Origin of the sequence: Pseudoalteromonas sp. OFAV1, assembly GCF_021532595.1 — a bacterium.
GTDB classification, from domain to species: Bacteria; Pseudomonadota; Gammaproteobacteria; order Enterobacterales; family Alteromonadaceae; genus Pseudoalteromonas; species Pseudoalteromonas lipolytica_C.
In genome coordinates, this window is the sequence record NZ_JAKGBG010000026.1 from 35259 (window position 1) to 61383 (window position 26125).

The following is a 26125-nucleotide window of genomic DNA, read 5'->3' on the forward strand; positions in this document are numbered from 1 at the left end:
TTTTTTGAAGTTTTTGAATTACTCGTTAGACTTTCATAAAAATGTCATACTTAGTCATAATAATGAAACCAGTTCGCTAACGTAAGAGATAAATTGGAATGTCACGTAAAGTACTAGTCGTCGATGACGAAGCGCCTATCAGAGAGATGCTGGTTTTTGTTTTAGAACAAAATGGTTTTCAAGCAATTGAAGCAGAAGATTATGACTCTGCTATTGAAGCGATGGTTGAGCCATACCCAGATATGGTTTTATTAGATTGGATGTTACCTGGTGGTAGCGGAATCCAAATCGCTAAAAAGTTCAAGCAAAATGAATATACTCGTCAAATCCCTATCATAATGCTGACAGCGCGCGGTGAAGAAGAAGATAAAGTGCGCGGATTAGAAGTAGGTGCTGATGACTACGTAACAAAACCTTTCTCACCAAAAGAATTAATGGCGCGTATTAAAGCGGTTATTCGCCGTGTTTCACCTACTTCATTAGAAGAAGCTATTGAAGTTCATGGTTTACGCCTTGACCCAATTTCACACCGTGTAACATCAGAAGGTAGTGAATTAGATATGGGACCAACAGAATTTAGACTACTGCATTTTTTCATGACTCATCCTGAACGTGTTTACAGCCGTGAACAATTACTTGATCATGTATGGGGAACAAATGTATACGTAGAAGACCGTACTGTTGATGTGCATATTCGTCGTCTACGTAAAGCGATTGCACCATTGGGGCATGACCGTTTAGTGCAAACCGTTCGTGGTGCAGGCTATCGTTTTTCAAGTAAATTATAAGTGTCATAGGAATGACCTTAACAAGCTAATTTACATACTTAAGGTAAAGTGAGTGTATGTATCGAGTAGTGAATAAACAGGCGTTAGCAAAACGCCTGTTTATGTATTTCTTACCCTTGTTATTAGTTGGCGTACTTGTAGGTGCGCCTTTTTTGCTTTTATTTTTAGGCTCTTTTGCACTTCTAATTTGGCATTATCATCAATTATATCGCCTCAGCGATTGGCTCCTTAATCAACGTAGTTTTAACCCACCTGAAGGGGAGGGAGCGTGGGAGCAAGTCTTTGAAGGGATTTATCATTTACAACATCGTAACCGTAAAAAACGCAATGAACTGGCAGATTTAATACGCCGTTTTCGAGATGGTGCTGAAGCGGTACCTGATGCCGTTGTGGTACTACAAAAAGATCTCAGTATTATATGGTGTAACCAGCTAGCACTTAAAGTGTTAGGGCTACAATGGCCGACCGATCATGGGCAACGCTTAGATAATCTTATTCGCGATCCCAAATTTGCTAAGTATATGCACAAAGCCTGTTTCGATGAACCGCTCGAGCTTGATGGTGGCCACAGCTACGATCAAACTCTAGAGTTTCGTGTTATGCCTTATGCAAGTTCGCAGTTGATGATGGTAGTGCGTGATGTCACGCGCTTAAAGCAACTAGAACAAATGCGAAAAGATTTTGTGGCTAATGTGTCTCATGAGCTAAGAACACCGCTTACGGTGGTAACCGGTTACTTAGAAATGCTTGATTCAGAAAGCCTGCCACCTCCTGCAATGTGGCACAAAGCGCAAACGACTATGCTCGAGCAATGTAAGCGAATGGACAGCTTGGTTAATCAATTGCTGTCGCTGTCGCGGATTGAAGGGGCGCGTCGTCAAGATAACGACAAGCCTGTCAATGTACCGCAGCTGCTTACCTATATTCAAACTGAGGCACAGTCACTAAATCAAGATAAAGGTCATGAACTGATTTTTAACATTGATGCCAGCCTCGATATAAAAGGTGCTGAAGATGAATTGCGTAGTGCCTTTTCTAACCTTGTTTTTAATGCCATTCATTACACCAAGCCTGGCGGCAAAATCGTGGTTGATTGGCAGCGTAAAAATGACCAAGCTTTATTTAGTGTGACCGATAATGGCGATGGCATTGCCGCAGAGCACATAAACCGCTTAACGGAACGTTTTTATCGTGTAGACAAGGCTCGTAGCCGCACTACTGGTGGTTCTGGCTTAGGTTTAGCTATTACAAAACATGTACTTACACGTCATGACAGCCGTTTAGATATTCGCAGTCAATTAGGAAAGGGTTCAACTTTTTCGTTCGCATTTGGTAATGAAAAAATCGTATCGATAGTAGAAAAAATTGAAAAAACTGCAAAGTCATAAAAATGTCATTTTAGAGTAATCTAACTGTCATCTAGTGTCATTAGAGTAGACCGCAGTTAGGAAATGGGACGAACAAATCGGAGTAACCCCTATGAAATTCAAAAATCTCGTTGCCGCAATGGGTGTGGCTGTAACAACATTTGTATCAGCACAAGCAGCTGCAGTAGATAAAGATATGCCTGAGTACACAAAAACAAGTGGTATCTCTGGTAACTTCTCATCTGTAGGTTCTGACACGCTTGCAAACATGATGACGTTCTGGGCAGAAGAGTACAAACGCTTCTATCCAAACGTGAACATCCAAATTCAAGCAGCGGGTTCTTCAACGGCTCCACCTGCATTAACTGAAGGTACAGCAAACTTCGGCCCTATGAGCCGTCGTATGAAGTCAAAAGAAATTGAAGCATTCGAAAAACGTTACGGCTATAAGCCAACTGAAGTACGCGTTGCAATCGATGCACTTGCTGTATTCGTACACAAAGACAATCCAATCAAAGGTTTACGTATTGACCAAGTTGACGCGATTTTCTCTTCTACACGTAAATGTGGTGCTGAAGCAGAAGTTAACCGTTGGAGCGATGTTGGTCTAGAAGGCGATTGGGCTGCAAAAGATATTCAGCTTTACGGTCGTAACTCAGTATCGGGTACTTACGGTTACTTTAAGAAAAAAGCACTTTGTAAAGGTGACTTCCGTAATAACGTAAACGAACAGCCTGGTTCTGCATCTGTAGTACAGTCAATCTCTTCGTCAGTGAACGCGATTGGTTACTCAGGTATCGGTTATAAAACATCAGGTGTACGTACAGTACCACTTGCTAAGAAAGGCGATAACTTTGTTGATGCAACATTAGAAAACGTAGCAACAGGTAAATACCCACTATCTCGTTTCTTATATGTTTACGTGAACAAGCACCCTAACAAGCCTCTTGCACCAATTGATGCAGAGTTCTTAAAAATGGTGTTATCTGTAGATGGTCAAAAAATTGTTGAGAAAGATGGTTATGTGCCACTTTCAGGCAAAATGGCAATGGCTGAACTTAAAAAGCTAGGCCTTCTGTAACAACCATACAGACATAGCTAAGAAAACCGCTCATTGAGCGGTTTTTTTTCGTTTAGCTTTTGGCAAAGAGCTTGGCTTTAATACGTTGCTGAGCAATACGTACTTGCTTACGCTTTTTACCCGAAGGTGCCTTAAAGCTTTGAATTGGCATTACCGTAGGGTATTCATTCGGTAATGCAGGAACACTAAAGTCAGCATGTTCATCTTTTGGTAAACCAATTTCTTGTTGGTGTACACGAAGTGCCGCTAAAGTATCATCGTTTTCAACTTCACTTGGGCATAAAAATAAACCCATTTTACGCATTTTAACACCTAAGCCGATGCTACTTGAGTAGCGTACAATCGGTGCAGCCAAAATAAGACCCACTAAAATAGGTGATAACCACCAAAAGAAGGTTGGTGTGAAGTAGTAAGCGACGCCTCCCCAAATAATTGCGGTAATAGTCGAAAATAACGTATAACCAATCGCTTCTTTCCAAGGCACCATGCGGCCTTCACGAGGCTGTGCATCCCAACTGACTTTTTTACCCAAAAATACGCATACTACAAAATAGCTATGAAATACCATCATTAGCGGTGCAATCACAATCGCAAAAATGGTTTCGATGACTGAACCTGCAATAAGCTTCATGGTGCCGCCAAAGGCTTTGTTACGGTGTACCAAAGTTACAATAACACCCATTAATTTTGGCAGTAACAACAGCACGGCAGTAATAAATAATAACGAATCAATTAAATCTGTTTTGGCAATTTGCCAAGTAGGGAAAAGCTGATAAGCATGGTTAAAATACACGTCACTATTCAGCGCACGAGTCACCGCATCTAAGGTACTTAATGCCAGCATAGATAACCAAATTAACGATGAGATATAGGCTGTGGCACCAAATAAAAAGTGCATTTTACTCATTAGCTTAAGGCCAGATTTAGGCAATAAACCTAAATGCTGGATATTACCTTGCACCCAACGTCTATCACGAATCGCATAATCAAGAATATTACTTGGTACTTCTTCGTAACTACCTTCAACATCGCTCAGCAGTAACACATCCCAGCCACTACGATGAAGAAGTGAAGCTTCGACGAAGTCATGACTTAAAATCTCACCACCAAATGGGGCATTGCCTTTTAAAACTGGCAGACCGCAGCATTTAGTGAATGCCTCAACGCGAATAATGGCGTTGTGACCCCAGTAGTTTGCTTGGTTTGTTTGCCAAAAAGCAGAACCGGTTGCTAGCATCGGGCTATATAAAATTGAGGCAAACTGTAAAAAGCGACCAAAAAACGTGTCTTGGCGAACTGGAATTGGAATAGTTTGGATTAAGCCTGATTTTGGATTACTGATCATGCTAGCAGTAAGCTCGAGCATACACTGACCCGTCATAATGCTATCGGCATCAAGTACAATCATGTGATCGTATTGGCTACCCCAACGTTCACAAAAGTCGGTTAAGTTACCTACTTTACGGTGTTTATTGTCTTCACGGCGACGATAAAAGGTATGCTTTGCTAAATCACCTAAGCGTTTAGTGAGTGCATTCCATGCTTTAAGTTCATTACGAGCAATTTCAGGGTCTTGCGTATCACTAAGCAAGTAAAAGTCGTAATGTGGCATCTGCCCTGTTTTTGCCAGCGAGCGAAGGCTAACTTCAAAACCAGCTATCACACGTTCTGTATCTTCATTGTAGATAGGCATAACAATGGCTGTTTTAGTTTGGCTTAAGGCATGCTGATCAATCTCGATTGGTTTTTGACGTTTTAAGGTCAACGGGTCAATACGAAATAATTGCAGGATGAAGCCCATACAGCCACTACAAAAGGCTGTAACAATCCACGCGAAGGTGACTGTAAATAATGCCAGTAAAGCGTACTCAAGCGGTGTCATGCCGTTAGAATTTAAAATATCGAACATGATCCACACGCCATAGGCGGTAATGGTGAGCGCTAGGCTCGAAAAAAGCCAAGCGCGTGTTTTTTTGAACGGCATTGCTGTTGCTTCTAATGCTTTACTATTGGACGTCGTTTGGATACCAGACATAGCTCCATACCTCGCTGATTTCTTTGTCACGTAGTTTTAACGATAAGCGCATATCTACAGGCTTATCTCCCTCTGGCGCCACTTTAAAGGCTACGCGCCATCCTTGATTATTTGGTAACTGCTGCACAGTTTTATCGCTCACTTGACCTGATGACAGGGTTAAATCGGCCATCATGGCAAAATTAGCTGAAAGTTGATTGATGTTTTCACCACTAAAATCTACGGTAAATTGACGATGACTTTTCGGTGGCGGATTCTTCTCACCCGGAAGTGCAGCACTACCAATTCGGGTTCTTAACACACTCGCTTTATCTTGAGTTGCAAGCGTGGCATTGAAAGTTGAAAGCTTGTAACTAAAGCTTAAGTTGTCACCGGCTTTCATTGGCTGCTCTGGCACCCAATAGCTAACAATATTGTCGTTGGTTTCTGTATCTGTTGGGATCTCAACTAACTCAACGCGTCCTTTACCCCACGCACCAAGTGGCTCAATCCACATGCTCGGACGATTATGGTAATGTGCCTCGGTATCAAGGTAGTTATTAAAGTCACGGTCTCGTTGCGCTAAACCAAAGCCTTTTGGATTATCGTAGCTAAACGAAGTAACGCTTAATTTTTTTGGGTTATTCAGTGCACGCCAAACCCATTGACCTTGTTCTGATTGCATCAAGAGACCATCAGAGTCATGCACTTCTGGGCGGTAATCATCAAAAAACTTGGTACTGTTTTCACCGTGATAGAACATGCTTGTTAAAGGGGCAATCCCAAGTTTTTTAATGTCTTTACGAGCAAAGATCTGCATCTCGGTTTTTACTTCAGTATTGGTAGAAGGTGTTAATTCAAAGCGATAAGCACCTGATACTGATGGGCTGTCTAATAGGGCATAAAGCACGATAGTGGTATCTTCGGGTGCTGGTTTTACTAACCAAAACTCTTTAAACACTGGGAACTCTTCACCTGAATTCAAGGCAGTATCAATAGCAAGACCGCGGGCTGAAAGACCATATACTTGATGCGGGCCTACTAAACGAAAATAAGAAGCACCTTGGAATACTGCAACTTCGTCTTTGTACTCATTATTATTGAGTGGAAAATGCAAGCGGAAACCTGCATGACCAAGTTGTGTATTGGCAATTGCTTTACTGATCTCTTGTTCTAATGGTGCAGCGGTTGCATCGTAACGATAGTAATCTGTTTTAAATGGTAAACTCTTTACTTCAGCATTTTGCTCAACAGTATTAATAGCAACCGGTGAACGGTATAAAAAGCCTGGGTGGAATAACTGCACTTCATACAGGCTTTGATCTTTCCAAATTGCTTTATCAGTACGAAAACGGATTGCACGATAATCTTGATAGCCGATGCTTGTTAATGCTTCAAGCTCTAAATCTTTTGGTGCAACATACGGTTCAGATGCTAATTTCTTTGCGCGAGCCTTGATGACTTCAAATAGCTTTTCTTGAGGAATCGTGATCATTGCAGGCTTAAGCTCAACAGCAGTATTATCCTTTACTTGCTGTTTTTCATTTTCGGTAGCTTGAACCTTGACGGCTGTTTGTTCTGTTTCAGTCGCTTTTGGCTGGTCTGGGTCTTCAATAGCGTAACTAGTACCTGCACTCATGGCTAATAATACGCCCAAGAAGGTCTTCTTTTTGACAGCGCTGAAGAGCTTAGTTCGGGTTTCTGGTCTCATTCAATTTTCCTTTAGCCGTAAATCACGTTAATTCATTCATATCTCTTAGCAATTACTGAACCCATAATAAAAACTAATATTCTCAATGGCTTTGAGTTCGTACAGTAAATGCGAGTTGGTAAAAATTTGAAATTAGTGAGAAACAATTACACGGTTGCAGTTGTTTATTCGTCACCAATATGGAGAAGTTTAATGAACGAAAGCTTGCCCTAATATGAATAGCTTAAAGGACGAACAAAAATATGAACAAAATTACCATAGGCTTAATTGTGAAAGCGAAATTGTAATCGAGGAGGGGAGTGCAGGCACTGAAGGTGTTTTCAGTGCCTCGAAAAATCAGCTTATTTAACTTCACCTAATTTTTCTGCATTGGCTTTACATTGGTTGTAAGCTTCAATGCACTTGTTGCTACAGACTTTATGAACTAAGCCATCAGCCGTGCTTTGTTGTTCACAGCTTGCTTCGCATTGATAGTTTTGCTGAGCACATTGCTGCATTTCTGGATTGTCAATTTTGTTTGAGCAGGCAGACAGTAATGTCATAGCAAACAATGTTGCTGCAATTGCTGGTAGTTTTTTCATGCTTATCCCTAGTTTATGTCTATTCTTTGCAATCCATCTTACCCAGATTGTTGCTATTTAATCCAGCTCAACTTGTAAATTGTCAATTAAACGCACTGTACCTAAATAGGCGGCAGCTAAAATAACAAGTTGTTTATCAGCCGCGGTGGCTGGTTTTAGTGTTGAGCGCTCTGCAATCGAATAATAGTCAGGTTTTAGTCCTGCCATTTCGAGCTGAGTTTTTGCATCAGCCTCAAGTGTTGCGATGTCTGCGTTACCTTGTTTGAGTGCTGTTGCTGTATTATTTAGCGTGGCAAACAGCACTTTTGCGGTGTCTTTTTGCTCATCAGATAAATAGCCATTACGAGAGCTCATGGCAAGCCCAGATATTTCGCGACAAGTAGGTACGCCAATAATTTCAACTGGAATAGATAAATCGCGCGTCATGGTTTTAATGACTTGTAGCTGCTGAAAATCTTTTTCACCAAAACAAGCAAAGTCAGGTTGAACCAAATTGAATAACTTAGTAACAACCGTCGCAACACCTTTAAAGTGACCAGGACGTGAGCCACCACAGTAACCCATAGACACACCCGGTACATCGACAAAACTTTGTTCGCCTAAACCATTCGGATAAATAGTCTCAACAGAAGGGGTAAACACAATGTCAGTACCAAGATCTGCTAAACCTTGCTTGTCTTCGTTCAACGTACGTGGGTAGCTATCAAGGTCTTCATTGGCACCGAACTGCATCGGGTTTACAAAAATACTTACAACGACTTTATCAGCCAGTGTTTTGGCTTTTTCAACAAGTGAAAAGTGGCCTTGATGTAAATTGCCCATGGTTGGCACAAGCGCAATGCTCAGGCCTGCTTGACGCCATGCTTTTACTTGGCTGCGTAACGATTTGATTTCAGTGATTGATTGCATTTATTTAAACTCGTGTTCGGCACTTGGGAAAGCACCACTTTTTACATCTTCACAATACTTTTGCACTGCTGCTGGCATATTGCCTGTCTCTAATAAAAAGTTTTTTGAGAACTTAGGAATATAGCCTGCTGAAATGCCAACTAAGTCGTGCATTACTAAAATTTGTCCATCAGTTTGATTGCCAGCACCAATACCAATAGTTGGAATGCTTAGTTCATCAGTAATACGCTTAGCAAGCTCACTTGGTATGCATTCTAATACGATAAGTTGCGCGCCGGCTGCTTCAAGGGCTTTTGCATCACTGACCATTTTATCAGCTTGAGACTGCTCGCGGCCTTGAATTTTAAAGCCACCAAAAACATGGACAGATTGCGGCGTTAACCCCAAATGACCGCAAACTGGAATACCTTGTTGCGTCATAGCCTTGATGCTGTCGTGCAGCCACTCACCGCCTTCAAGCTTGATCATATTAGCGCCTGCACGCATTAGCTCTGCAGCATTTTTACACGCATCAGTTGGGTTGGCATAGGTCATAAATGGTAAGTCAGCAATCACAAACAATTCACGGCTACCGGCACGTACGCAGCGTGTATGATAAGCAATCTCACTGTTGGTTACTGCTAATGTGTCATCACCACCTTGCAATACCATTCCTAAAGAGTCACCGACTAAAATCACCTCGACGCCATTATCATGAAACAATTTAGCAAAACTGGCATCGTAGGCTGTTAATGCGGTGATTTTTTGTTGTTCTTGTTTCATTTTATTGAGAGTTGAAACGGTGATTTTAGACATAATTTCCTCTAAGGCTTTGCCTTGGTTGATTACTGCTGAGGGAGTTGTTGTAAACCGTTTAAAGGCAACGTTTTTGTTATATCAGCAAGTGATTGATTGTTCGGTAAAATGAGTGATGGCGCGATTTCAAGTAGCGGATACACCACAAATTCTCGCTCTGTTAGGCCGTAATGAGGCACGGTTAGGCGAGGGGTGTCGATCACATCATTGGCGAACAATAAAATATCTATATCAAGGGTACGTGGACCCCAGCGTTCTTCTTTACGTACTCGACCATGTTCAAGTTCAATAGCTTGAGTTAAATCAAGTAGCTGTTCAGGTTGTAATGCTGTTTTAACACAGGCTACGGCATTTACATAGTCAGGTTGATCCTGTGGTCCCATAGGTTTACTTGCGTAATCGTGCGAGACACAGACAAACTCAACTTCCTTTAAGGCTTTTAACGCTTCAACGGCTGCATGAATTTGTTTACGTGGCGCATTTAAATTAGCGCCTAATCCTAAATAAACCGTGTTCATACTTAATCAGCTTTTTTCTTGCGAGGGCGGCGGCGACGCTTCGGCCCACCTTGATGGCCGAGGTTTTTAACCATTTCTTTTTGCCCGTTGATGTCTTGGCTTAGGTAGGTTGTCCACCAAGTTGCCAGCTCTTCGTGCTGCTCTTCACCAGCTTGAACTCGAAGTAGTAAGAAGTCATAAGCTGCTTTAAAACGTGGTTGTTGCGTTAGCCTGTAGGCGCGCTGACCACCTCGTTTATCAAGACGTTGCTGAATATGCCAAATATCACGAGCACCTAATGTAAAGCGTTTTGGTACTGCAACATGTTGCGCGTTCTCACTGAGTACTTTATTCATTGCTTGCGCAAATGCATCGTATTCTGACAGTTGGTCGCGCTGTTGTAGTTTCTTCGCAATATTAAGTAGTGGAAACCACAATATAGCGGCAAAAATAAAGGCCGGAGTGACTTTTTTATCGGCATTAATACGCTTATCTGTGTTTTTAAACATTTGCAGAATAAACGCATGCTCAATGCCATCTGGGTTAGCATCTAAGATTTTATCAAGCGCAGGAAAGAGCGCTTTGAATAACCCATATTGGCGGAGCATTAAATAGTTTTCTTCTGCTTTGCCGTTTAAGAACAGTTTAAGTGACTCTTCAAATAAACGCGCTGGCGGAATATGATCTAGTAAATTAGCAAGGCCTTTAATGGGTTTTTCTGTGGCAGGCGCTATGCTCATGCCCAACTTTGTTGCAAACCTAACCGCGCGTAACATACGCACAGGGTCTTCACGGTAACGGGTTTCTGGGTCGCCAATCAGCTCGATTTGCTTCGCTTTTATTGCGCTGATACCGTTAGCGTAATCATAAATGCAAAAGTCGTTAATCGAGTAGTACAGTGCATTTATTGAAAAGTCACGGCGTTCAGCATCTTCTTCAATACTGCCGTAGACATTATCGCGCAGGAGTTGCCCGTGTTCGCTTGATTGGCTTATTTGATTTTTACTTTCATCCGCTTCATGGTGACCACGCATGGTAGCAACTTCGATGATTTCGCGACCAAACACAATATGCGCTAGGCGAAAGCGACGGCCGATTAGTCGACAATTACGAAAGAGTTTTTTAATTTGCTCAGGCGTTGCATTAGTTACAACATCAAAATCTTTTGGTTGCTGGCCTAACAATATATCTCGAATACAACCACCTACTAGATAGGCATCAAACCCACCTTCTTTAAGGCGGTATAATACTTTGATTGCATTTGGGCTAAATTGTTTGCGTGAAATACCATGTTCACTGCGCTCGATCACCAAAGGTAACTCGCTCGTTTGTACAGCATTACTGGATGTCGTGGCATTTGGGCCAATAATCTGCCGACAAAATTGAAAAAGCTTGGAAATAATAATCTGTCTCCTACGACGCGGACTCTGCGACTCATCAAGTATAGCGCTTGTTTGTTACTTCGCCGATGAGAGATTGACTCGATAACGGAGTGTTTAATATGACGCTAAAGCAAGGTGTTGATGAATCGTACACTTTGGGTCGCTATCATATACCAGCGTGGCTGAAAAATTAAGTTACTCTACCTTTAAAATTGGCAATTTATTTTGTAATAGTAAGAAAGTCACAAAAAGCTGAGTTAGGATCCTCACTAACTTGGATTTCTAGGCTCTTAGGAACCAGTTCCATACGATAGGTTTTAATTGCCCACTCAAGCATTTGCTCAATGCTTAACGAGAGGATGGATGCCTCAGGCTGTAATCCTAAAAAGCGCAAGGCATCAAACAGTGCAGGTTTAGGATCTTTTTTAGAAATGGCCGGCGCATAATTTTGTTTTGACAATTTAAAACCCGGTTTTGCAACCGCAAGGGGTAAATGTGCATACTGCGGAGCCGGTTGATTAAGTTGCTTAAATAAGCTTAGCTGCCTAGCTGTGGGCTCAAGTAGATCCGCGCCGCGAACAACATGAGAAATACCTTGTGCAATATCATCAACAACCACAACCAGTTGATAGGCGAATAATCCATCACTGCGTTTAATTAGATAATCTTCTTGTGCAAGCTGGTTGTCTACATGGATCTCACCTTGAATTAAATCATCATAGTTGCTGGTAGCAAATTGCTGGGTTAAACGCAGCGCTGAATCAGCTAAAGAATGATTTTTATGTCGGCAATGACCTTGGTAAATGCCCCCGATAGCTTTAATTTCTTTACGGGTGCAATGGCATGTATAAACAAGGTTTTGAGAAATGAGTTCATCAACAATAGCTTGGTACTGTTCATGACGTTGGGTTTGGTAGATTACGCTTTCATCCCAGTGCAGGCCGTAAGCCTCTAGGGTGTGTAATATGTCGTCGCTAGCACCATTTACAACACGCGTTGTGTCGATATCTTCAATGCGTACTAACCATTTTCCTTGATTGGCTTTTGCATCAAGGAAGCTCCCCACAGCCGCTATAAGTGAACCAAAGTGCAATGGCCCCGAAGGGGATGGCGCAAAGCGGCCACGATATTCACGCTTTTGCGTATTAACGGCTGTGGTAGGCATGGGCTAATTAAGCAAATGGGTGTAATTAACCGCGTCCAGATTGTTTTTCTTTAATTTCCGCAAGCGTTTTACAGTCAACACATAAGTCTGCTGTAGGACGCGCTTCTAAGCGGCGGATACCAATTTCGATACCACATGATTCACAAAAACCAAAGTCATCTTCTTTGATTAGTTGAATCGTTTTTTCAATCTTTTTGATCAGTTTACGTTCACGGTCACGAGTACGAAGTTCTAATGAGAATTCTTCTTCTTGTGCTGCACGGTCTACTGGATCTGGAAAGTTAGCTGCCTCGTCTTGCATATGCGATTTAGTGCGGTCAACTTCGTTACGTAAATCATTACGCCAAGCTTCTAAAATTTTTTTGAAATGAGCACGTTGTGCTTCATTCATATACTCTTCACCTGGCTGTTCTTGGTATGGTTCCAACCCGGCCTGAGCCAATAACCCTAGTCTTTTTTGGTCTGGCATAACTTTCTCCTAAATCCTTAATATTTTGCCCAGCGTTAGCCGGCGGCTATAAATAGCAGAATCATTAGATTGAGGCAAATTTATTTTAGCTTAATTTATATGCCTCGACCCCTGATTGCATAAATTGCCATGAGTAGAGCCACTACTCATAATTTTAATAAATTTGCTAAGTTATATAGGCAAAAAAAAATAATACAACTTAAATCGTGTTTTTTATTGTCATTTTAGTAAAAGAGTTGGTTAGCTCAGAAAATCACATTTTTCTTGCAGTTTAATTTCTTCAGCAGAAATTTTTGCTTTGTAAGCAATGACTTCAACACCATTTTCTATTGCATCTGTTAAAAGCTGAGCGTATTTAGGATCGATATGTGCAGCCGCACTTACTTGGTTGATACCTTCATGTAAAACGGCAAAAAATAGCACTGCACGATACCCTTGCTGCGCCATCTCTATTAACTCTCGAAGATGTTTTTGGCCTCGCTCCGTTTTTGCATCCGGAAAATAACCTTGTCCAGATTCTGGTTCTGCTTGCGAAAGCAATGTCACTGATTTTACTTCTACGTAGCAGTGGGGTTTGTGTTCATCTGTTAATAAAAAATCGATACGACTATTTTCTTGGCCGTACTTTACTTCTGAGTTTAGGGTTTGATAGTCAGCAAGCTCTTTAATCACCCCATTTTGCACTGCCTCGTGGACAACTTGATTGGCAATAGCGGTATTGACACAGATAAGCTGATTAAACGTGTTTTCAGTTAATTGTAAAGAGTGGGGATACTTACGTTTAGTGTTGTCACTCGTTGAGTAATAAGCGTTAAAGCCGGGTTCTGCACAACCAGTCATTTTACCAGTGTTAGCGCAGTGAGCGGTAAACTCGTGACCACAAGGCGTTTTTAAATCAGCTAAGAAGCGCTTATAGCGCTTGAGTAAAGTGGCAGATTGTAATGGTGGCGTAAATTTCATGGCGTTATTGGATCGCTTTTAATTTTTGTATGTAATTCAATACATGGACTGAACCACGTCGATATTGGCTATTTATCGCAAGCAGTTGGGAACTGACGCGTGCTGTAGTAAACTCGAGCGACAATTTCTAGCGCAAAGAGTATTCTAACATGTCAGAAAAATTTTTAGTTCAACTTAGCGAGCACAGTGCTGCCGCACATTGGGGCGAAAAAGCCACTCTTTCTTTTACTGAACAAGGCGCAACTGTTCATTTAACTGAGCATGATACACTTAAAAGTGTTCAAAAAGCAGCACGCACGTTAGCTAATCAAGGTTTAAAAAACATCGCGTTAGTGGGTGACGTTTGGTGCACAGAAACACAGTGGGCCTTTTACCAAGGTTTCGTTTCACCAAAGAATTTAGATGCGATTGAATTTGTTGAGAACGCAAAAACAGACAGCAAAGAGCTAGCTTCATTAAAGCAAGCGGCTACATGGGCTCGCCAAATGATCAACGGCACAGCCGATGATATCTTCCCTGAAAGCCTAGCTGGTAAAGCGGCTGAGTTTATTCAGTCGTTAGCGCCTGAGCATGTAAGCTATCAAATCATCAAAGGCGATGCGTTGTTGGAGCAGCAATGGATTGGTATCCATGCAGTTGGTCGTGGTAGTGAGCGTCCGCCAGTTTTATTAGCACTAGATTATAATCCAACGGGTGATGAAAATGCGCCAGTTGCAGCAGCTTTAGTGGGCAAAGGTATTACGTTTGACTCAGGTGGTTATTCAATCAAACCAAGTGAAGGCATGCTAGGCATGAAGTGCGATATGGGTGGTGCTGCAACAGTAACAGCAGGCTTAGCGCTTGCTATCAGCCGTGGTATCAACAAGCGTATTAAATTGTTCTTATGTTGTGCAGAAAACCTTATTTCAGGTCATGCCTACAAACTTGGTGATATCTTAACTTACAAAAATGGCACCACAGTTGAAATCGTTAATACTGACGCTGAAGGCCGTTTAGTACTAGCTGATGGCTTAATGGCTGCGGGTGAGTCTGGCGCGCCATTAATTATTGATGCAGCAACGCTAACAGGCGCTGCACTTGTTGCTGTTGGTCAAGAGTACAACGCACTGTTTGGTCTTGATAAAGAGCTAGTACGTGACGTACAGGAATTTGCAGAGCAAGAAATGGAAGCGGCTTGGCCTCTACCTCTTGAAAAGTGGCATCAACAAAACTGCCCATCACCATATGCAGATACAGCAAATAGCCGTCCTCAAAAAGGGGGGGGCTTCGGTGGTGCTTCTAACGCGGCTGGTTTCTTATCACGCTTTGTGCCAAATGAAGGCAAAGGTTGGGTGCACATTGACCTTGCTGCAGCATTTAACATGGGTAGCACAAGCGAGTGGGCTGCAGGCGCTACAACACAAGGTATGCGTACCGTTGCAAGAACGTTACTAGAAAAAGCATAAGTAATTTCCTTGTAGCTAATTAAGCGCCTTAACTTTACCTAAAGTTAAGGCGCTTTTTTGATCTAAAGAGTAATTTTACAAACTGATACAAGCTTTTTTGAGTAAATTAGTATAAAATCCCGCCCCACATTTTCTCATCCTGTGGTTAGTTTTTATTAAATTAGCTACACTTGAATGATCATTCACACTGGGGTCTCTATTTATGTCAGATAAGTGCTATATCACAGCGCAGCAGCTTCTTGAAGATTCATTTCGTGTTGCGGCACAAGTTTATAAAGATGGTTTCCGTCCTGATTTCATCATTGGTATTTGGCGTGGTGGCGCACCAATCGGTATCGCAGTTCAAGAATATTACGATTACAAAGGCATTGAGACTGATCACATCGCGGTTCGTACTTCTTCGTATTACGGTATTAACCAACAATCAAAAGAAATCAAAGTTCACGGTTTGCATTACATCATTGAAAATGCCAATGCAGACAACTCATTATTAATCGTTGATGACGTGTTTGATTCTGGCCGCAGTATTTTTGCATTGAAAGAAAAGCTTTCTGAGCTAATGCGTTTGAACTTACCACGTGATATTCGCGTTGCATGTCCTTACTACAAGCCTAAGAACTCAAAGGTAGATATGGTACCTGATTATTACATTCATGAGTCTGATGAATGGCTAGTATTCCCGCATGAGCTGTCAGGATTAACACCGGATGAGATTATTGAAGGTAAGTCTGATTTAAAAAATATCCACGATATTTTGTTAGAAAAGTAATCCAAGTATTTCTTCGCAGTTATGCTGTCATAACTGCGAAAAACTCTCTACATAATCACTCAGTTTTTCAATATCAACAACTTGCAGGCCTTGATTACTGCGTTGTACTAAGCCTTTTTCAACAAGTTCTGTTACTACACGTCTATAAGCTCTTTCAGTTGTGGCAAAGCGCTCAGCTTCTGCATTAACCGTTGGATATGCACGCAGCAGAGTGGGATTGTTATTTTCTGCTCTCAGTAAACAATCTTTAGCTATGTTATAGCTAAGTGGTAAAAGTAATTTATCTAAATTTATTTTTTGATTTTCTTGGAATTTTGCAGCAATAGTTTGCGCTGTATATAAGCTCAGTTCAGGCTTTTCTAACAGTAGTGAACGCCAGTGCTTTAGTTCTATTAAGTTATAACTGACATCACTAAAGCAAGTTACTGTGTAAATACAGGGTAAGTTATTGAGCGCTTCAATTTCACCAATCAGGGTGTTGTTGCAATCAAGTTGACCTAATAAAAGGCGACGGCCATTACCCACATCATAGCTAAACGATACAGTGCCACTTCTCACTAAAACAAGTTTACTGAGTGGTTGATCTTGGTGAATAAGCACTTCTTTTTTAGCTTGCTGAAAACTACTGCCTGCAAATGTCAGTAGCTGGTCAACAAGGTAGCTTGAAAAATGATATTGAAACATTAACGCCGCTCTTCGGACAATTGTCCTATTTATTACATCTTAATGACGCTAGCATTAAGATTCAAAGAATTTATGCTAACTTACTAGTAAGGTGATACACGTTACTGATACCTTCATTTCCCGTGTAATGATTTTAAAGCTAAGATGATTTCTTAAGCTTTACAAGGTTTTTAGTAGGTTAGCTTTTTTATTTATTGTCAAAGTAGCACTGAGTGCGTCAAAAAAAATGACAAGCCCCAATGCTAACCTAAAGCCTAGGAGAGAACAATTGAGTTGGGAATATTTAGGCTATTTAGCATCTGCACTGTTAGTTGCTTCTTTGACGATGAGTGATGTGGTAAAGCTCCGCTGGTTCAACCTAGCAGGCTGTATTGCTTTTACCTTTTATGGTCTTGCAATTGGTGCCGTTCCGGTGGCCTTCACCAATGGCTTACTGGCATTTGTAAATATTTACCACATCATAAAGTTAAAGCGTCAGCAAAAAACTGACGCTAAAAACCCTTAATCCTCTTTTTTATATTTAAGCTCGCCTGCAATCCAAGTTTGAGTAACGCTAATATCGTGAATTTCTGATACAGGCACCTTGTAATAGTCTTTATCAATCATAATAAAGTCAGCCCATTTGCCTTGCTCTAAGCTACCAACTTTAAACTCTTGATGTGCGGCATAAGCACCACCTAAAGTAAAAGCACGCAGCGCTTCATCGCGAGATAATAATTCTTGAGGACGCCAGCCGCCTTCAGGCTGTTGATTGTGATCCATTCGTGTAATGGCTGAATATAAACCATCAAATGGGTCGGCAAGCTCTACAGGAAAATCAGAACCCGCTGCAATTACTGAACCTTGCGCTAAAAAGGTTTTCCAAGCGTAAGCCCCTTCAAGTTGTTTCTCAGTTAAACGCTGCTCAGCCATATGCATATCAGAGGTTGCATGAACGGGTTGCATTGATGGAATAATTTTTAGTGTCTTAAAGCGAGGAATGTCATCAGGGGCAACAATTTGTGCATGTTCAATGCGGTTACGCAGTAAAATGCCTCCTGATTTTTTAAACACATTTTCGTAAGCATCTAACACTACATGGTTGGCTTTATCACCAATGGCGTGGGTGTTCGCACTAAAGCCATGAGCAAAACTCAGGTTAAATAATTGTTCAAGTTTCTCTTGGGTTTCAAGCATTAAGCCATGATGATTTTTACGATCTGCATACTCTTCGATTAGAGCGGCACCCCGACTACCCAAGGCACCGTCAGCGTATACTTTGACACTGCGAATAGACAGCATGTCGTTCATATCTTTATAACGACCAGCTTTAAGCATGGCTTCTAGCTTAGGATCGGCGGCACTAAGCATGGCGACGATTCTAACTGGCAGGGTATTTTGCTCAGAACGCTGCTTATATACTTGCCATGTATCATAATCGATACCAGCATCATGGGTTGAGGTGATCCCCAAACTTAGTAAATGCTCACCAGCATTGTCTAATGCTGTATTAATGCTGGCATGGCTTACTTTTGGTACATGCTTTGTAATAAGCGTTTCGGCTTTATCAATAAATACGCCTGATGGCTCACCTGAAGTCAGTTTGATGATTTCTCCCCCAGCAGGTGAATCGGTGGCTGCAGATATCCCAGCTAATTCTATTGCTTTTGAGTTAACCCAGACCGCATGGCCGTCAACCCGAGAAAGTACCACGGGTTTATCTTTTACATATTTGTCTAAATCAGCAGCGGTTGGAAACTGTCCGCCGGGCCATTGTTCTTGGTTCCAGCCGCGGCCAATGATCCAGCCTTGTTTATCTTTAGCAAATTCAGCCAGCATTTTGCCAACCTCATCTGCTGAACGGGTATTTCTGACATCAAGTTGAGACAGATTATTACCTAAACCAATCACATGACCATGAGCATCGACTAAACCAGGTAAAAGAGTGGCTTGTTTGCCATCAATAGTGGTAGCGTCAGGGAAGCTTTTTTTAATTGAGTCATCGCCAGTTTTTACGACTTTACCGTCTTTAAAAACCAGTGCTGAAAAGTGTTGGGTTTCACCTTGGTAGGTTGGTGTATAACCATTTACATTGTAGATAACTGTGGTGTTGGCAAAACAACTCAGTGAAGCTGTTGCCAGTAGGCTGATGATAAGTTTCATAATCTTTTAATTATTTTTTTAATGTATGAAAACAGTATCAGAGTTGCAGTAAACTGCAACTCACAGAAGAAAATTTCGACTAAAAATAACGGCTATTTACTGGCATAAGCCTTGTATTCTGAGAGAGATAGCTTGTTATCTTTATTATTATCGTAATTACTAAACCGAGACCATAAAGCTGGATCTCGAGCAGATTCTGAGCGGCTCAAGAAGCCATCTTCATTACGGTCTAGTTGTTTAAATTTTTCACCAATACTATCTGCAGCGACACTGATTGTACTAAATACGCAACACATTGCGAGGCTGGCAAAGGTTAATTTTGACATTGCTTTAACTCTTATTTGTTAAGTAGTGTTTAAATTCAAGAAGCGATATTTGTTGATCTTTATTTTCATCCCACTGCGCCATATGCTTTTTTAAATGCGGTTGAGATGAAAGTTCTTCCAAAGATAAAAAGCCGTTTTTATCTTTATCTAGGTGATCAAAGCGCTGTTTTACATCCAATGCTAAGCTGTTGAAGCTTATAGTAATTAAGGTACATGAAGCAAGCCAGAAAATTCTCATAATTACTCTCCTTTATTAGGGCGCGCTGCCCTTCGGGTTCTTCCTAGGGGCGATTAACTCTTTGTTGCTCGATTTTTACTTAGCCCACTAGGTTACAAATCTCGCGCCACGATTGAATCGTCCCCAGAGTGAACAAATTTTAATCCACAAAGGTCAACACGCTTTGGTAAAAGTGCTTGCCATAATTTAAGTCCCAAAATTTAAATCCGTTTACACATTCCCTCTGGGATTATGGCAAGCACTTTAAGCCGTTAAGGTTTGAATTTCTCAAACTCTTGTTCAGACAGAACTTGATCGCCGTTTTCATCCAGATCGGCAAATTGCTTAAGTAAGTTATCGTGTTTGGTTGCTTCTGTTAATGAAATTTCGCCATCGGCATTGGTATCAAATTTCGCAAAACGCACATCCATTTGCGATGCTAAAACGGTGGCACTGATAACTAAAAACATCAACGAGAATGCTGCAAAAAGTTGTTTCATCACACACTCCTAATTAATAAATGATTTAAACTCTGCAAATGAAATTTGACCATCTTGATTGCTATCAATTTGAGTGAAGTTTCCATGTAATAAAGCGTCTTCAGATGCTTCAGCATCACTCAAAAAACCATTGCTATCTTTATCTAATTCATTGAATGTATCTTTTAAATCAAATGCATTACTGCTCATTGAAATTACACTCAACAGCACGGCTAGTGTGTAGGTCCTCGTTTTCATTTGCTGTCCTAATAAACTTATTTGTAAGTGCTAATACAATAACAGTGCCAACTTTTATTCTTCTTTTTTATCAATGATTTATGTTATTTTGCTGTTATTGGGTACGAAATAGTTACAGAGTAATGTGTCTTTTTTGCAACGTAATTATTGGTTTTTATTTTTTTATCTTAATTTTCAATTGGTTGTGTTGTTGCAAAATAGCAACGTTGCGCCTGATTTAGGCAGTAAGTTGTCTTTTTTCAGTTCGGATTCAGCGAGTGTCTAAGTTCATTCACGAATAATGAATGCCAGCGTTTCTTATGAGGGTAAGTATGCAAAGTAGCATAGTAATTAAGTGCAAACAGTGTTTAAGCTGGCGACCAAGCCTAATTGGTCAGTTTGTATGTAGTATTTTACTTTCCTTATTACCATTGTGTTTAGTGGTGATTTTGTTTTTAAACGCACTGAATAAACAGCTGGCTGTTACGCAAGAAATTGTGGGTGATAATGATGAAATCACTAAGGTATTTAACAATTTAAAGCAAGACTTAAATAGCCTTGAAAGAGCAACGCGGCAAAATTGGGTACTCAAGAGTGAATCTTTAGATACATTAATTGAAAATAAGTGGAGTTCATCAATTCAGCGTATTGATGAACTGATCTTTTTAAGTCCTACGGCTGATTATATTTTGCAGTGGCGTCAATTAGCTGAGGTACTGCAATTTGCACAGCAGCATCTTTTATTTGAACAAAAGCAAGATGGTGAGTTATTTGCCCCCGCAAGTAAGTTAATTAGTGAGCAAACCAATTGGCTTAGAGAGCAAAACGAATTACGTATAACTAAAAACCAGCAGCAATTAAAAGCATTGCAAACATCTTTTATTAACTGGTTAGTAGCACTTATTCCTTTGACTCTACTCGTAGGCGGAGGGTTTTTATGGCGGATCAGTGGTCGTCTACGAGAGCTAACGAGCGTGATTGATAAGCTAGGTCAAGGCCATTGGCAGCAAAAAATAAATGTCCGAGGCTCGTCTGAGTTAGTTGAACTTGGCAACAAACTTGAATGGGTTCAAGCGCAGCTACATATGCTTGAGCAGCAAAAAGATACATTTTTACGTCATGTAACTCATGAGTTAAAGACCCCACTTGCTTCAATGGTTGAAGGAACTGATCTATTAACAGATGAAATTGTTGGCCCTATTAATGATGAACAAAAAGCAGTCCTTGAGCTAATCACCCAAAGCATGGTGCGACTTAGAGCAATGATAGAAAGTTTACTTAGTTATAATGCGATTCGTACTAGTAAAGAGACAGTGACTGAGCTTAGTTTTGCCGCCATAAAAGATAAGATTGAGCGTCACTTTGAACATCGTCTAGTTGCACGTGAACAATCACTGTTATGGGTTGATGAGCTGCCTAAAAAAGCACTTTATATTTCAATTGAGTTACTAGAAATGATCTTGATCCAACTCACTTCTAATGCAATCAAGTTTTCGCCTGAACAAGGCTGTGTCACGATTAAAGCGAATTTCAAACATGGCAAACTTATTATCAGTGTTATTGATCAAGGACATGGAATTGATGATTCCGAAAAGGCCGCGGTATTTGGTGCGTTTTATCAAGGCAAAAATGCAAAACAGCAGAGCGAGATGGGCAGTGGCTTAGGTCTCACAATTGTTAAAGAAACCGTAGAGCAATTAAATGGCAAACTCTCTATTACAGATAACGAACCTCAAGGGTGTGTTTTTACCGCCGAATTACCAATTCAATTAACCCAAGGAGTTAACTGACATGGGCTTAGCACATAAAGCCAGTTTTATCCTCATTGCATGCTCGATGCTTATCACGGGCTGTACATTAACGCAAAAGAAGCCCGTAGCAGAGGTGAAGACAGAAAATAATCAGGTCGCATCGCAAGGAAAACCTAATCCTAAACCGCGCCCGAAAAGCGAGCCAAACTACCCGCCAGCAAGTACTGTGATTGCTTGGCATGCAGCACAGTGTGGTGGTTATAAAGCTAGTACGTCAAAGCTAAATTTTGTCGGTGAGAATGAATTGAAAAGCCTTTTTAAATCAATGTGTTTGTTAAGTGCTACAGAACCTGAAAAAGCACTTGCTCAACTTGAAAAAAGCGATCACGCCTATTACTGGCCTGACGATATAAAGCAGTATCTTTGGTTGCAAAAGCAACATTTACAGCAAAGCTTAGCAGCAAAACAAGCAAAGCAAGCGCTAAGTGATGAAATGGAAAAAACCTTGTCGTCGCTTGCGACTATCGAACAACAACTTCTGCTACGTGAAGAAACCAAGGAGCAGTAATCATGAGTGAAGAAACAAAACCACGGGTTTTATTAGTTGATGATGATGCCAGCTTATTAAAATTACTGGCTATTCGGATTGAATCTAAAGGCTATCAGGTAAGCACAGTCGAAAGTGGTATTGAGGCGTTACAAGCGTTAAAAAATCAAACCTATGATGCGGTGATCACCGACTTAAGAATGGATGAAATGGACGGCATGGCTTTGCACCGTCAGCTACAAAGTCGTTATCCTTCAATGCCGGTGATTATGATGACAGCACATGGTTCGATACCTGATGCAGTTGAGGCAACTAAACAAGGTATATTTGCGTTTATTACCAAGCCTGTAGATAAAGATGAGCTGTTCGACAGCCTTGCTAAAGCTATCGAAATTCATGGTGTACACGGTGATGAAACACCGACACAAACTAATATTGTCACCCGTAGCGGGGCGATGTTGCATTTACTTGAACAAGTTAGATTGCTTGGTCCAACGCAAGTGAATGTGTTGATCTCTGGTGCCAGCGGCACAGGTAAAGAGTTGCTTGCACAAGCAATACATCAACACAGCCATGTTAGTGACGGGCCATTTGTGGCAATTAACTGCGGCGCTGTGCCGGGGGAGCTTTTAGAGTCGGAATTATTTGGGCATAAAAAAGGCGCGTTTACAGGTGCAGTAAAAGACCATCAAGGTTTGTTTCAACAAGCACAAGGTGGTACCCTTTTTCTAGACGAAATTGGTGATATGCCGCTAAATTTACAAGTAAAACTGCTGAGGGTTTTACAAGAGAAAACCATTCGTCCTGTGGGCTTTCAAGAAGAGATCCCAATTGATGTGCGAGTGGTGTCGGCGACCCATAAGAACCTCCCTGAGGCAATCAATAATCAGCAGTTCCGTGAAGATTTATATTACCGATTAAACGTGGTGAACTTAAAACTGCCTCCGCTTTGTGAACGCCGAGAAGATATTAGTTTGCTAGCACAGCATTTTGCAGGTCTTATTGCTAAACGTATGGGGCAAGAGCAAAAGCAGTTTGCCAACGATGCGATGCATGCACTGGTTCGCTATGACTGGCCGGGTAATATTCGTCAATTACAGAATGTGATTGAGCAGGTAGTAGCTCTTACACCGGGTAAAGTGATTGCAGCTCAGTTGGTAGAGAGTGCATTAAACAGTAATATTAGTATTGCTGAACCGCTTTCGTTAAATGATGCAAAAAAAGAATTTGAGCGAGATTATTTAATTAATACGCTAAAGATGTCAGCAGGTAATGTTGCCGAAGCCGCAAAACTTGCGAAACGTAATCGCTCAGATTTTTATAAATTAATTAAAAAGCACAACATTAATGTTGAAAGCTTAATATAAGGAAAAACATGGCGCTTTTTTTAGTCTATCTGGGCGGTCGTATTCAAGGTTGCCACATTGAAATGCACGACGTTCGATTTGTCGTAGGCGATAACATTGAACAAACCTATTCAAAACTTAAAGCACAATGGGTGGGTGATAAAAGCAATGTGCACATGGATAGCTATATGCAAATTCAGCATATTGATGGCTATCAGGTCGAAGTGGTTGATACCCAGCATCACCAAGCTGAAAAACTATACTTTGTAAATTTAGGTGCTTACCGAGCAGATAGCCTTGCTGAACAACATGATTTTGCATTGTACGTTGCGCGTAGCAGTGAAGAAGCAAAGCAACGCGCTAAAGAGTCTTTATTGGCTGGAATGACTCATCTTCATAAAGATGATTTACACGATGTAGACGATTGTTTTGCGATTGATTTGTTAGATAGCAACTTATCAATCAAATTAACGCCAAGCGGGCAAGCACAAGCAATGAAGCCCGATTGGTTTGGCTATCACGTGCTTTAAGCTATTCTTGGTTATCGTTTTTACTGGCAACTTTAAAGGCGATAATCACCAACCCAAATAAGGCAAATGGCAGTGCAGCGAGTAAATACTCAACGGTATGGCTGTCTTGGTAGTTAGGCTGGAGTAGGAAGTGACCTGCAACACAAAGTAAAATAGCCACGAACAAAACGGGCAGTAAAATCAGTTCTTTTTTAGGTGAGTGTTTTTTCATTACAAGGCGTTATATTCCAAAGGTGCGCCATTGTAATGAGCTACCCTTAGCTAGGTCAAATAAGTTGCTTTGTAGTTTGCTTTATATTGCGCTGTATCAACTTTTTTGGTGTCAGCTTTTACAGGCTGCTTTTTTGGAGCCGCTGGTTTATCGGTTGTTTCATTATAGCTAAATAGCCCCATAATGAACTCAATCTCTTCACGTTGTAATCCAGATCGCATGATGCCCTCCAAAAATAATTTGCCTTTTGTATTACAAATGTTACGTCCTGTAATCTGAATTATCGGTGAATATCGCGCCACTAAACTGTAATCATATGTAACGCAAATGTGCTTATTTAATAGGCAGTTCCACAGTAAACACAACACCTGTGCCATCATCTAAATTTTCTGCTAATACTTTACCGTGATGGTAATCGCAAATAAGCCTTACAATATAAAGACCTAAACCCAAGTGGGGCTGCTGCTGATGTTGCTGACTTCTCACTGAGACCATTGAGTCGAAAATATGTTCAACTAATCCATCAGGTAATAGAGGACCTTGGTTGCTAATTGTTAGTACTGCGTGTTGATCTTGCTTGGTTAAACTCACGGAAATTGTGCTTTGCGGGGTTTTAAACTCAAGTGCATTGTTGATGAGCTTATCGAGTAATTGCGCAATAAATTCTGGTGCGCCGCTGACATTTAACGGCTCTTTATCAAGCGACAAGGTAAATAGACTTTCACCATAGGTTATTTGATAGCCCTGCATGCAGCCGGTGATCACCTTGGTCAGGTCAAACTCTTCTGCCTCGGCATTTTGAATACTTTGTTCAAGGCGCGTTGCTTCACTCATGGTGGTAATAATTTTACCTAACCGCTCAACCCCTTCACTGGCACGGTCGAGGTATTTTTGACTCAGTTCAGATTGCGGCTGCATTTGTAGGTTTTCAAGCGATGACCGCACAACAGCAACTGGTGTACGAAGTTCATGGGAGAGTCGCGATGACATATTTTCTAAGTAATCAGTATAACCACTTAAGCGACTAACAATGTTAGCAAAACTGCGAGAAAGGTCGCCAATTTCGTCATTCGAATCGGCATAAGTAATTTTGCCGGTGATCCGCCCTTGAGCATCAATAGCTTGCTCGGCATTGTCACGTAAGCGGCGAATACGGCTAGAAATTCTAGAAGCAAAAAAGAACAGTGTCACAGTGCCAACAAGCATCACCGCTAAAATGACATTAAAGAGCTTCTCTAACGATTTATTACGTAGGGTGCGCACACCGTTGGTGGTTTCTTCTGCGATTACTGCACCAATGACTTTATCTTGGATCCAAATAGGGTAGGCCGCCGATAAAATAACGGCTTTGTTATCTGGAGTTAAGCGCCATGATGATGCAGGTTTCCCATTTAAAGCACTGGCTATGTGAGTACCTTGCATCGCTGCGACATCATGTAAGGTATCAATAAACTCATTTTCTGGGCGAGTTAAAATTTTATAGTAAAGTGGGTGTAAGTAATCTTGCTCAAAGCGTTGCCACCAGGTTGTTGCGGGCTCCTCTTTTAGGCCGTCTGCCCACACGCCATCGGCATGATGAATTGAGCCTGATTGCGCAAGTACACGATGATGGTTATCGACGACCCAAATTCGACTACCACTGTGGCCCATGCCTTTCAAAATACGGTTAATTTCTGGCGAAGGCACCAAAACAGAGCCGATATCATTGGGATTTTGCAGGTT

At 41.2% G+C, this 26125-nt stretch carries 29 protein-coding genes; 10 read left to right on the plus strand and 19 right to left on the minus strand.

The window, feature by feature from the left end; genetic code table 11:
• The first annotated feature begins 98 nt into the window (after positions 1-98).
• From phoB to L1267_RS14535, 3 genes are all read left to right on the plus strand, one after another.
• Positions 99-788: a phosphate regulon transcriptional regulator PhoB gene (gene phoB, locus L1267_RS14525; protein ID WP_054551169.1), complete on the plus strand. Its 690-nt coding sequence runs from the start codon at positions 99-101 to the stop codon at positions 786-788.
• A gap of 56 nt (positions 789-844) precedes the next feature.
• Positions 845-2176 (plus strand): phosphate regulon sensor histidine kinase PhoR, encoded by a 1332-nt coding sequence (gene phoR, locus L1267_RS14530; protein ID WP_135925992.1) that lies wholly within the window; start codon positions 845-847, stop codon positions 2174-2176.
• Between the two features lie 91 nt (positions 2177-2267).
• On the plus strand, positions 2268-3236 hold the full coding sequence (locus L1267_RS14535; protein WP_135925991.1) for a PstS family phosphate ABC transporter substrate-binding protein: 969 nt from the start codon (positions 2268-2270) through the stop codon (positions 3234-3236).
• Positions 3237-3288: 52 nt separating this feature from the next.
• Here L1267_RS14535 and mdoH read toward each other — a convergent pair whose 3' ends face one another.
• From mdoH to sfsA, 10 genes are all read right to left on the minus strand, one after another.
• Complete coding sequence (gene mdoH / locus L1267_RS14540) at positions 3289-5271, minus strand: glucans biosynthesis glucosyltransferase MdoH (RefSeq protein WP_135925990.1); 1983 nt, start codon at positions 5269-5271, stop codon at positions 3289-3291.
• Complete coding sequence (locus tag L1267_RS14545; protein WP_235383260.1) at positions 5243-6961, minus strand: glucan biosynthesis protein; 1719 nt, start codon at positions 6959-6961, stop codon at positions 5243-5245. Before L1267_RS14545 ends, mdoH begins: the two co-directional genes overlap by 29 nt.
• A 341-nt stretch (positions 6962-7302) precedes the next feature.
• Positions 7303-7503 carry a hypothetical protein gene (locus L1267_RS14550; protein WP_372799652.1) on the minus strand — a complete coding sequence of 67 codons (201 nt, stop codon included), beginning with the start codon at positions 7501-7503 and terminating at the stop codon, positions 7303-7305.
• A gap of 96 nt (positions 7504-7599) precedes the next feature.
• Complete coding sequence (gene panC, locus L1267_RS14555) at positions 7600-8451, minus strand: pantoate--beta-alanine ligase (RefSeq protein WP_135925988.1); 852 nt, start codon at positions 8449-8451, stop codon at positions 7600-7602.
• Positions 8452-9246 (minus strand): 3-methyl-2-oxobutanoate hydroxymethyltransferase, encoded by a 795-nt coding sequence (gene panB / locus L1267_RS14560; protein ID WP_138558378.1) that lies wholly within the window; start codon positions 9244-9246, stop codon positions 8452-8454. It abuts the gene before it with no gap.
• Positions 9247-9275: 29 nt separating this feature from the next.
• Entirely contained in the window at positions 9276-9764 is a 489-nt protein-coding gene (gene folK, locus L1267_RS14565) for a 2-amino-4-hydroxy-6-hydroxymethyldihydropteridine diphosphokinase (protein WP_135925986.1), read from the minus strand.
• A gap of 2 nt (positions 9765-9766) precedes the next feature.
• A complete protein-coding gene (pcnB, locus tag L1267_RS14570; protein ID WP_235383261.1) occupies positions 9767-11053 on the minus strand; it encodes a polynucleotide adenylyltransferase PcnB in 1287 nt (428 codons plus the stop codon).
• Positions 11054-11345: 292 nt separating this feature from the next.
• Positions 11346-12290 carry a tRNA glutamyl-Q(34) synthetase GluQRS gene (gene gluQRS / locus L1267_RS14575; RefSeq protein WP_235383262.1) on the minus strand — a complete coding sequence of 315 codons (945 nt, stop codon included), beginning with the start codon at positions 12288-12290 and terminating at the stop codon, positions 11346-11348.
• Between the two features lie 25 nt (positions 12291-12315).
• Complete coding sequence (gene dksA / locus L1267_RS14580) at positions 12316-12759, minus strand: RNA polymerase-binding protein DksA (protein WP_135925983.1); 444 nt, start codon at positions 12757-12759, stop codon at positions 12316-12318.
• Positions 12760-12999: 240 nt separating this feature from the next.
• On the minus strand, positions 13000-13719 hold the full coding sequence (gene sfsA / locus L1267_RS14585) for a DNA/RNA nuclease SfsA (RefSeq protein ID WP_235383263.1): 720 nt from the start codon (positions 13717-13719) through the stop codon (positions 13000-13002).
• A gap of 149 nt (positions 13720-13868) precedes the next feature.
• Here sfsA and pepB point away from each other — a divergent pair, with 149 nt between their 5' ends.
• Together pepB and L1267_RS14595 are read left to right on the plus strand one after the other, a co-directional pair.
• Positions 13869-15164, plus strand: coding sequence for an aminopeptidase PepB (pepB, locus tag L1267_RS14590; protein ID WP_135925981.1), 1296 nt, complete (start codon positions 13869-13871; stop codon positions 15162-15164).
• 202 nt (positions 15165-15366) lie between these two features.
• Entirely contained in the window at positions 15367-15933 is a 567-nt protein-coding gene (locus L1267_RS14595) for a phosphoribosyltransferase (RefSeq protein ID WP_138558375.1), read from the plus strand.
• A gap of 27 nt (positions 15934-15960) precedes the next feature.
• Here L1267_RS14595 and L1267_RS14600 read toward each other — a convergent pair whose 3' ends face one another.
• Positions 15961-16617, minus strand: coding sequence for a Crp/Fnr family transcriptional regulator (locus L1267_RS14600; protein WP_135925979.1), 657 nt, complete (start codon positions 16615-16617; stop codon positions 15961-15963).
• 268 nt (positions 16618-16885) lie between these two features.
• Here L1267_RS14600 and L1267_RS14605 point away from each other — a divergent pair, with 268 nt between their 5' ends.
• Complete coding sequence (locus L1267_RS14605; RefSeq protein WP_235383264.1) at positions 16886-17122, plus strand: uroporphyrinogen decarboxylase; 237 nt, start codon at positions 16886-16888, stop codon at positions 17120-17122.
• Here the strand turns inward: L1267_RS14605 and L1267_RS14610 are convergent.
• From L1267_RS14610 to L1267_RS14630, 5 genes are all read right to left on the minus strand, one after another.
• Positions 17119-18759: an amidohydrolase gene (locus L1267_RS14610; protein WP_199526291.1), complete on the minus strand. Its 1641-nt coding sequence runs from the start codon at positions 18757-18759 to the stop codon at positions 17119-17121. The genes L1267_RS14605 and L1267_RS14610 overlap by 4 nt on opposite strands.
• A 92-nt stretch (positions 18760-18851) precedes the next feature.
• Complete coding sequence (locus tag L1267_RS14615) at positions 18852-19085, minus strand: EF-hand domain-containing protein (protein ID WP_135925976.1); 234 nt, start codon at positions 19083-19085, stop codon at positions 18852-18854.
• A 4-nt stretch (positions 19086-19089) separates the two neighbouring features.
• Positions 19090-19323 carry an EF-hand domain-containing protein gene (locus L1267_RS14620; RefSeq protein ID WP_138558372.1) on the minus strand — a complete coding sequence of 78 codons (234 nt, stop codon included), beginning with the start codon at positions 19321-19323 and terminating at the stop codon, positions 19090-19092.
• Between the two features lie 251 nt (positions 19324-19574).
• Positions 19575-19802 (minus strand): hypothetical protein, encoded by a 228-nt coding sequence (locus tag L1267_RS14625; protein WP_135925974.1) that lies wholly within the window; start codon positions 19800-19802, stop codon positions 19575-19577.
• A 9-nt stretch (positions 19803-19811) separates the two neighbouring features.
• Positions 19812-20039, minus strand: a complete 228-nt coding sequence (locus tag L1267_RS14630) for an EF-hand domain-containing protein (protein WP_135925973.1) — start codon at positions 20037-20039, stop codon at positions 19812-19814.
• Positions 20040-20350: 311 nt separating this feature from the next.
• Between L1267_RS14630 and L1267_RS14635 the strand changes: the two genes are divergently transcribed.
• From L1267_RS14635 to L1267_RS14650, 4 genes are read left to right on the plus strand one after another with little or no spacing between them, the layout of a single operon-like run.
• Complete coding sequence (locus L1267_RS14635) at positions 20351-21808, plus strand: HAMP domain-containing sensor histidine kinase (RefSeq protein WP_235383265.1); 1458 nt, start codon at positions 20351-20353, stop codon at positions 21806-21808.
• A 1-nt stretch (position 21809) separates the two neighbouring features.
• On the plus strand, positions 21810-22337 hold the full coding sequence (locus tag L1267_RS14640; protein ID WP_235383266.1) for a hypothetical protein: 528 nt from the start codon (positions 21810-21812) through the stop codon (positions 22335-22337).
• A gap of 2 nt (positions 22338-22339) precedes the next feature.
• Positions 22340-23683: a sigma 54-interacting transcriptional regulator gene (locus tag L1267_RS14645; protein WP_235383267.1), complete on the plus strand. Its 1344-nt coding sequence runs from the start codon at positions 22340-22342 to the stop codon at positions 23681-23683.
• An 8-nt stretch (positions 23684-23691) separates the two neighbouring features.
• A complete protein-coding gene (locus L1267_RS14650) occupies positions 23692-24192 on the plus strand; it encodes a DUF1543 domain-containing protein (protein WP_199526287.1) in 501 nt (166 codons plus the stop codon).
• A 1-nt stretch (position 24193) separates the two neighbouring features.
• On the opposite strand, the gene L1267_RS14655 is transcribed toward L1267_RS14650, so the two are convergent.
• The 3 genes from L1267_RS14655 to pdsS all read right to left on the minus strand — a co-directional run.
• The gene (locus L1267_RS14655) at positions 24194-24403 is read right to left on the minus strand and encodes a hypothetical protein (protein WP_054551195.1); all 210 of its coding nucleotides are present in this window, start codon (positions 24401-24403) and stop codon (positions 24194-24196) included.
• 50 nt (positions 24404-24453) lie between these two features.
• On the minus strand, positions 24454-24624 hold the full coding sequence (locus L1267_RS14660) for a hypothetical protein (protein WP_158685596.1): 171 nt from the start codon (positions 24622-24624) through the stop codon (positions 24454-24456).
• A gap of 112 nt (positions 24625-24736) precedes the next feature.
• Positions 24737-26125, minus strand: a 1389-nt coding sequence (pdsS, locus tag L1267_RS14665) for a proteobacterial dedicated sortase system histidine kinase (protein ID WP_235383268.1), incomplete at its 5' end; no start/stop codon positions are given.

Coding starts and splice junctions, on each gene's coding strand:
- L1267_RS14630 (WP_135925973.1), bottom strand. CDS start 20,039: ATGAAAACGAGGACCTACACACTAGCCGTGCTGTTGAGTGTAATTTCA.
- L1267_RS14620 (WP_138558372.1), bottom strand. CDS start 19,323: ATGAGAATTTTCTGGCTTGCTTCATGTACCTTAATTACTATAAGCTTC.
- phoB (WP_054551169.1), top strand. CDS start 99: ATGTCACGTAAAGTACTAGTCGTCGATGACGAAGCGCCTATCAGAGAG.
- dksA (WP_135925983.1), bottom strand. CDS start 12,759: ATGCCAGACCAAAAAAGACTAGGGTTATTGGCTCAGGCCGGGTTGGAA.
- L1267_RS14660 (WP_158685596.1), bottom strand. CDS start 24,624: ATGCGATCTGGATTACAACGTGAAGAGATTGAGTTCATTATGGGGCTA.
- L1267_RS14545 (WP_235383260.1), bottom strand. CDS start 6,961: ATGAGACCAGAAACCCGAACTAAGCTCTTCAGCGCTGTCAAAAAGAAG.
- L1267_RS14625 (WP_135925974.1), bottom strand. CDS start 19,802: ATGAAACAACTTTTTGCAGCATTCTCGTTGATGTTTTTAGTTATCAGT.
- L1267_RS14535 (WP_135925991.1), top strand. CDS start 2,268: ATGAAATTCAAAAATCTCGTTGCCGCAATGGGTGTGGCTGTAACAACA.
- L1267_RS14655 (WP_054551195.1), bottom strand. CDS start 24,403: ATGAAAAAACACTCACCTAAAAAAGAACTGATTTTACTGCCCGTTTTG.
- folK (WP_135925986.1), bottom strand. CDS start 9,764: ATGAACACGGTTTATTTAGGATTAGGCGCTAATTTAAATGCGCCACGT.
- L1267_RS14600 (WP_135925979.1), bottom strand. CDS start 16,617: ATGTTTCAATATCATTTTTCAAGCTACCTTGTTGACCAGCTACTGACA.
- L1267_RS14645 (WP_235383267.1), top strand. CDS start 22,340: ATGAGTGAAGAAACAAAACCACGGGTTTTATTAGTTGATGATGATGCC.
- sfsA (WP_235383263.1), bottom strand. CDS start 13,719: ATGAAATTTACGCCACCATTACAATCTGCCACTTTACTCAAGCGCTAT.
- L1267_RS14595 (WP_138558375.1), top strand. CDS start 15,367: ATGTCAGATAAGTGCTATATCACAGCGCAGCAGCTTCTTGAAGATTCA.
- L1267_RS14650 (WP_199526287.1), top strand. CDS start 23,692: ATGGCGCTTTTTTTAGTCTATCTGGGCGGTCGTATTCAAGGTTGCCAC.
- gluQRS (WP_235383262.1), bottom strand. CDS start 12,290: ATGCCTACCACAGCCGTTAATACGCAAAAGCGTGAATATCGTGGCCGC.
- L1267_RS14550 (WP_372799652.1), bottom strand. CDS start 7,503: ATGACATTACTGTCTGCCTGCTCAAACAAAATTGACAATCCAGAAATG.
- L1267_RS14640 (WP_235383266.1), top strand. CDS start 21,810: ATGGGCTTAGCACATAAAGCCAGTTTTATCCTCATTGCATGCTCGATG.
- panC (WP_135925988.1), bottom strand. CDS start 8,451: ATGCAATCAATCACTGAAATCAAATCGTTACGCAGCCAAGTAAAAGCA.
- pepB (WP_135925981.1), top strand. CDS start 13,869: ATGTCAGAAAAATTTTTAGTTCAACTTAGCGAGCACAGTGCTGCCGCA.
- L1267_RS14615 (WP_135925976.1), bottom strand. CDS start 19,085: ATGTCAAAATTAACCTTTGCCAGCCTCGCAATGTGTTGCGTATTTAGT.
- panB (WP_138558378.1), bottom strand. CDS start 9,246: ATGTCTAAAATCACCGTTTCAACTCTCAATAAAATGAAACAAGAACAA.
- phoR (WP_135925992.1), top strand. CDS start 845: ATGTATCGAGTAGTGAATAAACAGGCGTTAGCAAAACGCCTGTTTATG.
- mdoH (WP_135925990.1), bottom strand. CDS start 5,271: ATGTCTGGTATCCAAACGACGTCCAATAGTAAAGCATTAGAAGCAACA.
- L1267_RS14610 (WP_199526291.1), bottom strand. CDS start 18,759: ATGAAACTTATCATCAGCCTACTGGCAACAGCTTCACTGAGTTGTTTT.
- L1267_RS14635 (WP_235383265.1), top strand. CDS start 20,351: ATGCAAAGTAGCATAGTAATTAAGTGCAAACAGTGTTTAAGCTGGCGA.